The organism is Mesorhizobium sp. M6A.T.Cr.TU.017.01.1.1 (genome assembly GCF_004023115.1).
GTDB classification, from domain to species: domain Bacteria; phylum Pseudomonadota; class Alphaproteobacteria; order Rhizobiales; family Rhizobiaceae; genus Mesorhizobium; species Mesorhizobium mediterraneum.
This window is the reverse complement of sequence record NZ_RZTA01000060.1, coordinates 25,938-36,880: the sequence shown is the minus strand read 5'-3', so window position 1 is coordinate 36,880 and position 10,943 is coordinate 25,938. Positions and strand designations below refer to the sequence as shown.

Below are 10,943 nucleotides of genomic sequence, written 5' to 3'. Positions count from 1 at the left end.
TGGCGCCGCGCACAATCTCGGCGCCATAGGCACCGATATTGAGGCCGACGGATATGTAGCCGGCGGTGAAGTTCGGAAGCGTTATACCAAACAGCGGCAACACGAAGAAAATCCAATATAGCTGCACTAGCAGCGACGTTCCGCGGAACACTTCAATGTAAATCACCGAAGCGCCGCGGACCAGCGGGTTTCTCGAAATCTTTCCAAGTCCTGCCACATGGGCGACCAAGATCGCAATGAGAGCAGCGAGCAGGAACTGCGTGCATGTGACCAGCGTTCCCTGCAGTAGAACGGGCTTAAATTGTTGGAGAAACTCCAAAATTGACATTCACCATCCTCTTTACGCATCGGAAGTAAGGCCTAGTCCCGAATGCCACCGTCAGTGGAGGGCGCTAGCTCTGCGGTCCTGCCTCTTGGGCATAGGGTCGAATCTCAGAGCTCACATGACCCGGCAAATGTCCTTCCATAACCCTCCGTCTGGCCGTTAAGGTAGCACGCTTCCAAGACCGATTTGGGCTCGTATGGCTCGTCCCCCGCAGGAAATCTGCGTTCTTTTTGGTATTGGCGCACAATCCGACCGAGGAAAGACCTATTCCGTTATGGGAAGCGCCAGGGGGAGACCTATGCGTCAACCCCGGCGGGAAGCCGTACCCAGCAACTCGGCATCCGCCACATTGCAATGACCTGGCTGGCGCCGTCCGGCAGCGACCCCTCCCCGGAATACCAGAAATCGCGTGATCTCACATGCGCAGAAGGCATCAGGGTGGCGAGGTGCAGTGCGCGACATAGCAGAGCTGCGGGTCCTCATGCGGAACGTGCTGGCCCTTCCGGCAAGAGCTGACGCCGCATCGCTGGAGCTTTAACGCAAGCGTTCGCCAACGACGCCAAGGCCGTCCATAAGGCAGCGCGGTACCCGTTCGAGATCGTCGGAATCTTCGCGAATGATGCCCGAGAAATTCTGCTCGAAAAGAGGGAGTGGCGGTGCCGCGGGCCAGACGTATGACCTGAACCGCAATAAGATGAGCAATTTTCAATCCTGAACTGGCAGCCGCGGCCCTCTGATCAGCCCATCGCGTCCGGCGCTACGTTCGCGCAACGAAAAAGCTTGGCAAATGCCGGCGTCTCGGCCGCCACACCCAACGTGTGGCGGATGGCGAACAACTGCTGGCGACAACTAGGTCAAGTGGAGCTGTTGCGGACGCTGTTGCCCGAACCAGACAAGGGTTGTGAGATCCGGATGCCAATATTTCTGGTCTGCACGTAGCCATCAAGGGCTTCCTGACCCTTTTCCCTGCCGTAGCCAGACTTCTTCACTCCACCGAACGGCGTTTCTACGCCGCCGACGTACCATCCATTCACGTACACTTGGCCAGCCCAAAGGCGATCCGCGCTCCAAAGAGCCCGGTCGATATCCCGGGTGAAAACGCCCGCTGCCAAGCCTTGATCGGTATCGTTGGCCAGTTCGATCCCTTTTATCGGATCATCGAAAGCAGTAACGGAAAGAACAGGGCCGAAGACTTCTTTCTGGAAAAGACTACTATCGGGCGTGACATCGGCAAATACAGTCGGCGCCATGAAATAGCCGCTTCGCACCGAAAGTGCAGTTCCGCCGGCCACAAGCCGTGCCCCTTGCGACAGGGCCATCCGGCAGGCGCTCTCGACCCCCTCTCGCTGCTTTTGAGAGATCAACGGGGTGATGTCGCAGTTTTCGCGTCCTGGTCCAATTGAGAGTCCTTCGACGCAAGCCTTCACTCTTTCTAACGTTTCATCAGCGATTGAACGCTCTACAAGCAATCTTGTGAGGTTGTTGCAATTCTGGCCAGCATTTAGATAGGTTCCGATACGCACCGCTTCCACGACGGCATCGAGATCGGCATCGGAATAAACGACAGCGGCCGATTTGCCGCCCAGTTCCATGATGCAGGGTACGATGCGCTCCGCTGCAGCCTTGAGGACGGTTCGCCCGGTTGCCATGGAGCCCGTAAAGACGATGTGGCGAACATCGGGATGATCGATCAGCGCCTGGCCTGCCGTCTGGCCGTACCCAGTGAGCACGTTTACGGCTCCGGCAGGCAGGCCCGCGGTCTCACAGGCGCGAGCAAGTTCTATGCCTGATAAAGGAGCCAGTTCGGGGGACTTCACTACCACTGAGTTACCAGTTGCAATGGCGCAAGCTAGTGAACGGGCCGTCAGTTCGAGGGGGCCGTTCCAAGGAACGATCTGGGCTGACACTCCGAAGGGGCTTCTGACCGTATAGTCAACAAGATCCGCGCCCCGCGGAATAGAGCGACCTTCGAGCTTGTCCGCCAAGCCAGCGTAGTACCGCAGGTATCTGACGGCGGTCCGAACCTCGCCACGGGCAAGGTCCAACGCCTTCCCAGTGTCTATGCAGTTAATGATCGCGACCTCGTCGCTGCGTGCCTCAAGTGCGTCCGCCACGCGGAAAAGCATGCGCCCACGGTCGTACGGGTGCATGTCTATCAAAACGCGGTCGCGAAAGACACGGTCGGCGGCAGCAACGGCGAGATGTACTTCTTCAGGTCCTGCCTCTGCGATAACCGCTACCGTCTCCCCGTTTGAAGGGTCACCAACCTCGATCCGTTTGCCGGACGAACAATCTCTCCATTCCCCATCGATGAAATTCTTGATCACTTCTGAAGTAGCCATGCTTGTCGATCGCCGCCGGTTCCTCTTGGTACTGAGCATCAAACGTTTCGTACGTGTATTCTGGGAAAACCGCCTTTGGGCTTCTGAGCGCAAAAATAGGCTTCGAAGAAGCCGACAGCGGAGGTCGATTCCTGCTTGCCTATGAGGATCGCATTTCTTGATGCCTCAATCGCCACCTGCCCCCGCCCCACGCACGACCGATAACGACGCAGCTCCCGCGCTAAGACCGACAAATCGCAAGGATTGAAATTCCTTTTAGCCAATTCCTCTCCCGCGATGATAGCTTGTCTTCTACCTTCGGGTACCTACCAGATACGTGGGCTGCATTTGCTGGAAACGTATTATATAGGCGTAACTTTGTCTTGTTAGCCAGACGAGCATTCTTTGATTACCCAACAGGAGTAACTGGAGCGGCAAATTCCGGCATCGTGTCGCCAGCGACATCGGTGATGCCATACTGCCCTAGAGCAAACACGAACAGCCCAACCATTATTTGCTGAAAAGATGTTTGACGCCATACTGAATGAGAGCTGATGAGACGAGTGTCCCCCACGGGGATAGTGTTAGAATTCGGCGAAGAGCGACGCGTTCTGGCGCCAATTGGCTGGGTGTCAGCAGGATGAAGCCGAGGAGGCGCTCACTGGCTCCGCGATGGTCTTTCATCAGCCTTCACTGAGCAGCAGGACAGCGGTCGAATTATGCAGCTCAGAGTTCCGGTCGCTTTTGTTGGCTCGATGGGTCTGAGATTGGCCAATTTTCAAGTGGGCCTAGGGCCGTGATGCGCCCTCAAAACGCTGGCCTCGAGCCCTTACCGCCAGTTTTGGCGGAAATGGAAACGCCGGCGACTTTCCTGGTCGAAGGCTCCCAAGCCGATGGCTTCATGTCTCTATGCTCATGGGCAGACGTCTCTCAGTCTGGCCAAAGATCATGCAGTGGTTTTGGAGTTGCAGCCTTGGCCTCTTCGATCTCTGCTGCAGACAAACGGTCCGCCAATTGGCCTAGGACGGAGCGGGCGACCTCTTCCGGATCCACTGCCGGGTCGCGGTGGACGCCGTCGTGGATCCGATCGAGAAACGAATTCCGGTTTCTGGCTATGGCCCGTCGGCCGGGGTGCCAACCCTCGTAATAAAAGCCGCGCAGTAAGGCTGGCAGCTGCGCACCCATGTACACGGCCTCGTCCCGACCCAGGCAGTCGCGCAGGGCGTGCAGCGTTGCAATCAAAGCTAGGAAAACCCGCTCGCGATCATTCCAACGAAGTCTCCACGCCAGATCGCTGACCCAATTCTGGGTCGCCTGCAATGCATAGGTGAGGTCATGACTCACGAACATGAGTATTTTTCTGTTCTTAAAGGTTGTCTAAGGGCTGCAAGGACCATGACTAGACGGCTTCCGTCCGCCCGCCGCCGCGCTATACGCGCGACGCGGGATTTTGCGTGAGTTCTCCCAGCGTGTCACCCCGAGGTGGTCGTCGCATGAGTTTTTAGGCAGCCTGAGGACACCGGACACTTTACTGCAACTCTCGGGCGCGCCCGGCGCCATTCCCTGTCTCGACTGACTCGTAATTGCGCAGCATCATTTCCGCGACACTGAAGGTGTGGCGCCCTTCCAGCGAAGTCAGGCGCGCGTCGACGTCGGGATAGATAAAGAAGGGAAGCGAAATTCGGTCGGTCAGACCATTGTGCGCGACCTGATGCGGCGTACTCTTGAAGCGGTCGTCGCACAAAGCCTGAAGCATATCGCCCAAATTGACTACGAGACTGTCGGGCAGGCTCGGCACTGGCATCCAGCGCCCGCGCAACCACACCTGCAACGACCGGGTGGGGAGTTCCTCCTGCAGCAGCAGCGTGAAAAAGCCACCATCGGTGTGCTTAGCGCACGTGCCGCCGCGAGCTGGATACCGGATTACGCGTTGCTCGAGCGTCGGCGGGCTGAAATACCGTTGGAACCAGCCCTGTTCCAAACCGATCACGTCGGCAAGCGCGGTTCCGAGCTGCGGGACGACTTCGCGGAGCACGGTAGCCTGCAAGGCAAGCAGGCTTCGCGCGAAACCAGGAGCCAAAGCCTCATCCGGAAACAGTGTGCTCCCCGCAAACGGACGCCGATCGCCTTCGTTGTCGATTCCGAGATCGAACACTTCCTTTGGATCGCGGCCGGCCTCAGGATGCAGGATTTCGCCGTACAGCGGACTGTATCCACGTGCGATAGTGGGGTACACGTTTTGTGCGGCGTGACCGAAGCGTTCCTTCGTAGCCAGTGGCAACGCGAAAAACCGCCGGGACGCGTCGATGGCATCCGCGATCTGTTCCTTCGGGATTCCGTGCTCGATAAGGTAGAAGAACCCGTACACCTCGCATGCATTGCGCAAGCGCTGTTGCTCTTCATGTCCCGTCGCATCGGCAGACAGTTTCGTCAATGAGATTTGCGGTAGCGCGGTCATAGTCATCTCCGTCTGTATCGGCGCCCCCTGTTGGGCTCCTGGAAAATCTGGCGACTCAGTTTCTTCCTAAGTAAAATGAAAGAATGAGACCTCCTGATAAAGTTCACTTAGGGATCAATATCATTTTATTTGGGGCAATTCAACAACTAATGTATTAAAGATATAATACAATTTCCTTAATTTTAAACAACGTAGATATTGTATTTGATTTCGCCTACTTTTACGTTGGGGGGGGGTGTCACTAACTACATTTCCTGGTGTACGAAGCTTATTACCGTCACGGACTTCTGTTTCAAGAGCCAACCGGACAGGAACTGACGTTTGAGTTCCCGTGAGGACAGACTGGCAATTGCTCGCGAGGTATTCGGCCTCTCCTCTGCGCGGCGACCAGGAGTCAGGCCAGCTTTCAAAGTCGGAGCGACCTTTCGAGAAATCTTTCAAAAACTTAGAATCTAAGATTGTTTCGTTTTTATATTGAGCCGTCTTTAAAGTGTGTCGATGGTGCCTTCCACCCAAGCCGTCAGCCGCGGATAGCGAGGTCAAGTCACGCGGGGAGATCGGTCTTGGCACGGCGAGATCGATAGTGCTTTCGACGGGAGGTGGCGCGCCATGATGCATGAGAATATTCCGGCCCAATCTCTACCGTGCTGACTTACCAGGGCAGACGCTTTACGCACGCGACGGGGCCGGAGGCGAGGGATCCAAGGCGTTCATCTCAGTGGGATGGTCAATGGCTTTTCAACCGGTCAAAGCTATGACGCCGCAGTCGTCGCGGATCGCAAGAAAGAATTCGTGCGACGACCCACATGTTTCTTTCCCTGCTTCGGAGGCCGGCTCCTTGCAAGCAACGATGTCCTCGTTGGAACTCACGCCACGAGTGATCTTCTTTCTACATCAATTAGGATGGACTCTAATTGCAGCTAGAGGAAATCACCCGTGGCAAGTCCCCCGTGACGAAGGATGTTCACGCTTTAACTGCCGGCTAAATCCGGTCGGTCGCTGCGACATTCCTATTTCAGGTCCACCAGAGAACAAGATCAGGCCGGGCAAATCCGAAAAAGCAATTCAGCAGCACGCGACGCTTTCCGTTGCCTGATTGACCGGTAACCCCGTGAACGAAGCCGCCATCGATTAGGGCGATATCCCCGGTTTTGAGCTCGAACTCGCGGCAAGGGACGGCCTCCAGATAGGCTGCCGAATAGGGATATCCAGTGGTCTCCACACCTTGCGATATCCGGTCCGCAACCGTCGGCTTGTGGCTCCAGAGCTTCAGATTGCCGCCTTCCTCAGGCATGCTGGGATAGAAGTTGAGTGCTGCGACAGTGTTGTGTGCCACCGAAGAAAGCTCGTAATCATCGCCAGCACGTAGGACTTGAGCGACATCGTCGTGTGGATCCAAGGAAAACGTGCCTGAGCCCGACCAACTGAGGGCGCGACAAACGTTGGCCTGGCCGTGTTCGGAACGCGCCAGCCGCAATTCGATGCCCTGTTTGTGAAGCTCTCGCTTCAACGCCCCGAATACTGCTCGAACCGGGTCAACCAAACTCTTAAAAAGGGCATCGACGTACGGCCGCGCGTTTTCGGCGTCTGCGAAATAGGTGGCTGCATCCTTTCTGTAGTGAGATGCGCCGACATATTGTCCGGGCACACCATCTTTACGCTCTCTGAGACCGGAGCTTCCAATAAAGTTCGTAGTGATCTCCTCGGCTACTTCGGTGCTGAAAGCTTGCTTGATGTGCAGAGCGGTGAGCTCACCTTTCAGGACCGAGATGATCTCCGCCGTGTTGATCGACCCGGTCCGTTCTTTGATCAAAACCGGCAAGATGGCTGGCACTTGAGATATCTGACTAGGCATTGTCTTGCTCCTGTAGTGCGTGTTCAAGGATGGTGATGCCACGATCGAGTTCGGCATCGGTGATGGTTATCGGCGGGAGGACTTTGATAACGTCGCGATTTGGCCCCGAGGATTCGATAAGAAGGCCATTTTCGAATGCGACATCGTGCACGCGGCCGACAACTGCCGGTGAACGGCATTTCAGGCCGGCCATCAGACCGCGGCCGCGCTTCTGTTCGATGTATCTTGGAAATTTCGCAACCAGGCGATCGAGGTGCGTTTGCAGCCTGACGGCTGTCCGCTCGACACCTGCAGTAAATTTCCTATCCGACCACATCTTGCACATGGCTCCTGCCGTCACGAAGGCGAAATTGTTTCCTCTGAAGGTCCCGCTATGTTCTCCGGGCTTCCATATGTCCAAGTCGGGTCGAATCAGAACGATGGACAACGGACTACCTGAACCGCTTAGGGACTTAGAAAGACACACAATATCCGGTTCGATTTTTGCAGACTCGAATGAGAAGAAGTCGCCAGTTCGGCCCGCACCTGCCTGGATGTCGTCGACGATAAAAACAATGCCATGCGTGCGGCAAATGCGCTGAATTTCCATGAGCCAAGCTGCAGACGCGGCGTTCATGCCGCCTTCCGCCTGGATGGTCTCCAGTATAATTGCGGCAGGCTTTTCTATGCCGCTCCCCGGGTCGCTCAAAACGCTGTCGATGTAACTGGCGGAATCGAAAGCTTGGCTCGGATAGCCGTCATAGGGAACACGGATCACATCGTGGCGAGCGACGCCTCCCAGTTCCCTGGTTGAGGCCGAGCCCGACACCGCTAGAGAGCCGAGCGACATACCGTGGAACGCATTCGTAAAGGCCATGACGCTCGAGCGGCCGGTGTATTTTCGCGCCAGCGCCAGAGCCGCTTCGTTGGCGTTCGTGCCGGTCGGCCCAGGAAACTGAATCTTGTATGAAAGGCCTCTGGGTTTCAGGATCCAATCGACGAACCCTTCAATGAAGTCACGCTTTGCCGCCGTATGCATATCAAGCGACAGAAGAATGTTCTCACCGACGAGATATTCAATCGCCGGCGCCATGATATCCGGATTGTTGTGCCCGTAATTGAGCGCCCCGGACCCAACGAGGAAGTCGATGTATGCGTTACCGGTCTCGTCCCAGATGGTGGCCCCAAGTGCCCTCGCAAAGACGGCGGGAAACGACCGACCGTAGCGACGAACGTTGGACTCATGGGCCGTGAAAGGGTCGGTGTTCATATTGAGTCCTCTGCACTTGGGTCGTTCAAAGAAGAGAGCGATTAATGGCTGGTTGCTCGCGGTAGATGTTCGTCATCTAACATTGAGAGCAGAATGCCGGAGGCAGCCTTGGTTAGTCTGGTGATGCCGGCATCCTCATCAAATATTGTTGGGTTGCGTTGCCCTCCATTCGGATGCTTTCGGAGAATGTGCTGCAACAGGATGGCTTCTAAAGCTTCCGCGAAAGCATCGCTACTATGGCATCAGGTAGTTGACGTACCACCCATCGCTGCCCATAGCGCCTCCGGACAAATGTCCAAGGAGATCAGCAGGGTCGCGTCGCCAGAGGTTGTGTCGCTCGGCGGTAGCGAAGCCGCTCGCGAGCGCGCTCCTCAATAGCGCCGTAGCGAGCGAGCGGCTTCGCGGCGGTCATCAATATTCGCCGTTCAACCTCGGGCTGCGGACACCAACCTGATTCAAGAAACTATTTGATGACCGATGACACAGCGAAAGCCACGCTCTCTTTGAGAAGAATGCGGATTCCGATCTCTTGCGCGATGTCTGGCCCGAGCCGCCGGATCAAGAGGGCGGGGCCGCCGTGGACCAACCCCCTTGACGGAAAGCCCGTTCGTAGGCCAGGCGGAAGCAACCGGGAGACGCGCTGGCGAAGGGCCGCATCGGTTTCGAGAACGTCCACTACCGCGACGGCAACCATCCCCGGCCGCAGCTGGGCTGCTGCCTTCAGGCGAGTCGAAAAGGAGATCGTCCGGGAGGGTGAAGGCGTTGACGAGGTGAGCCGTGAGTAAGCAATCAAGCTCTGATCGGGATCGACTAACACTGTTTCCATCCGACCGATGGTTGACCTGTGATCGGCGTTACCTCAAGCTAGGCAGGCCGACAAGCTCGGTTGGAAGGCGAAGACCTTTCGATGAGCTCGTCTCCGAAATGCTCGAGACCCACTGCCGCGCCTACAGGAACATACTGGCGTAACGTGAAAACACGATGGCGTCGCGGGCAGGTGCATCTGTCGTGGGGCCATCCGCACTGCCAGGCACGCCCTCTCGGCCGGCATGCACTCAGGTCCGGTCGTTTGGGTCGGCGAATTCACACATCCTGCAAAGCAGAAAACCATCTGCTCCATTCATGCGGTCGACGATTTCGCGAAAAACTGGCTTTTCAAACAGAGCGGAGTAACCCTCATATAGAAGGTTGCCCAATACGTGACGCCGTTCAAAATCCATAGAGCACAGGGTAACGTCGCCGTTTGGAAGAAGAACATTCCGATACTGTCGTGCGTCCACGCAGGTTAGGGCTCCGACCACTGGCTGACGTGGTGCAACGATCTTAGGGTCGACGCTTCCACCCCTACTGCTCACCGGCCGCGCTTTTATCAGGGCTTCGGTAGGAATAATGTCGGCTATATCTGGGTGGGGCTCGCCCAAGGCCACGAATCGGATCAAGGGGATGTCCGCGTCGACGAGTTGACGAACCAGATCGCGATACTTGTCTCCGACCAGGCGGCTGTTCATGTAGGTGCCGTCATCGAAAACATGGACCACGAATACGCCCAAGCGCAAGGCTTGCAATCGCTGCAGGTCCTGCCCGTTCATTCCCACCAGCGTCGTAAAAATCCTGATGCCATGGCCTTTGGCGAAGGCGTGCTCCACCATTTCGGTACAGTCCGGATTGAGCCAAGGTTCGGAGTATCCCGCAAAACCAATGTCGACGGAAGTCGGTACGCGGGCCAGACACCGCTTGAAATCTTCAAGATCCAGATGACTCGCATGAGACACTTTTCTTTGCCGGACCGCGAACTTGTCCTGGGGACAATATGAACATCCTACGACGCATCCCGTGGTCGTCGTTATCTCCAAAACCCTGCCGGCTGTGTTTGCTGAGCGAAGTTCCGGTAAAATCACTGGTGATTACTCCCATCTACTTCCTGCGAAGCGCCACGATGGTGTGCGTGTGCCTTTGGCTTTCTGATACCGCCTGCTGATCTACCGAGGCAACGCAGACATCTACCCTTTTTGGCAGCCTAAGCCGCCCGGTTCACCGATTTGCCGGGCCGACCCTTCACAAACTTCCAGCGCGTCGGACCAGAGACAGCATTGCATCTTTCGAGGCATCACTCGCTCCGGAGATGTAGCCTCAACCGTTGGTCGCTGGCCCGTCGCCGAGATGCGCGCGCAGCACCCTCGAACCCGCCGGAGAGAAGCTTTCTGGATGCCGTCGATCATCCTTCATCGAGCGAGTTCCGTGTTCTCATGCGGGTCAGCCCTCACACTATATTGCCGCACATCGACCAGCAAAGGCCGAGCTAGTGCGCCTGGCGCGCAGTTACTGCGAGATAGGCTTCGAAAAGCCCGACAGGGCTAAGACGCTCCGCTGTATTGAACCCGACATGTTTTCCGACGGCTGTCAGATTTTGGACACACATCACTCATCGTCAGTCGCTTAATACGGATGGTAGTTTCTTCCAGGAATCGGTGACATTGAACACCACCCTGTCATGACCGCCCAATCTCAGCGAAGCGAACTCAGCATCGCCACCAGGACCAAGCCTGAAGATAAATCCGCCATAGCAGCGTCAACGACATTTTGCTTTCGAACCCGGATGGATTGCACGAGGTGATTCGCGCCATGATGCAGGAGGTGCTCGAGGCCGAGATGGACGAGGCGCTGGGTGCTTCGAAGAGCGAGCGCACGCCGGAGCGTCTCGGCTATCACGCGCGCTACTACGGGCGGAGAACTAG

The 10,943-nt window shown here is 56.6% G+C and carries 7 protein-coding genes and 1 pseudogene; 1 reads left to right on the top strand and 7 read right to left on the bottom strand.

The features are described 5' to 3' along the window. From EOB36_RS19485 to EOB36_RS19455, 7 genes are all read right to left on the bottom strand, one after another. Positions 1–328, bottom strand: a 328-nt coding sequence (locus EOB36_RS19485; RefSeq protein ID WP_164897558.1) for an ABC transporter permease subunit, incomplete at its 3' end; no start/stop codon positions are given. Positions 329–1,179: 851 nt separating this feature from the next. Then, the gene (locus EOB36_RS19480) at positions 1,180–2,667 is read right to left on the bottom strand and encodes an aldehyde dehydrogenase family protein (protein WP_128285483.1); all 1,488 of its coding nucleotides are present in this window, start codon (positions 2,665–2,667) and stop codon (positions 1,180–1,182) included. 909 nt (positions 2,668–3,576) lie between these two features. Next, positions 3,577–3,996: a DUF2267 domain-containing protein gene (locus EOB36_RS19475; protein ID WP_128285482.1), complete on the bottom strand. Its 420-nt coding sequence runs from the start codon at positions 3,994–3,996 to the stop codon at positions 3,577–3,579. 178 nt (positions 3,997–4,174) lie between these two features. Then, positions 4,175–5,104, bottom strand: coding sequence for a 2-oxoglutarate and iron-dependent oxygenase domain-containing protein (locus EOB36_RS19470; protein ID WP_128285481.1), 930 nt, complete (start codon positions 5,102–5,104; stop codon positions 4,175–4,177). A 1,015-nt stretch (positions 5,105–6,119) separates the two neighbouring features. Beyond that, positions 6,120–6,959: a hypothetical protein gene (locus tag EOB36_RS19465; protein WP_128285480.1), complete on the bottom strand. Its 840-nt coding sequence runs from the start codon at positions 6,957–6,959 to the stop codon at positions 6,120–6,122. Then, positions 6,952–8,208, bottom strand: a complete 1,257-nt coding sequence (gene ectB, locus EOB36_RS19460; protein ID WP_128285479.1) for a diaminobutyrate--2-oxoglutarate transaminase — start codon at positions 8,206–8,208, stop codon at positions 6,952–6,954. The genes EOB36_RS19465 and ectB overlap by 8 nt, the downstream gene beginning before the upstream one ends. A 1,055-nt stretch (positions 8,209–9,263) precedes the next feature. Beyond that, on the bottom strand, positions 9,264–9,980 hold the full coding sequence (locus EOB36_RS19455; RefSeq protein ID WP_224571099.1) for an SPASM domain-containing protein: 717 nt from the start codon (positions 9,978–9,980) through the stop codon (positions 9,264–9,266). A 719-nt stretch (positions 9,981–10,699) separates the two neighbouring features. Here EOB36_RS19455 and EOB36_RS19450 point away from each other — a divergent pair. Continuing rightward, positions 10,700–10,935, top strand: a pseudogene (locus tag EOB36_RS19450) (transposase); the annotation flags it as partial. Between the last annotated feature and the right edge of the window lie 8 nt (positions 10,936–10,943).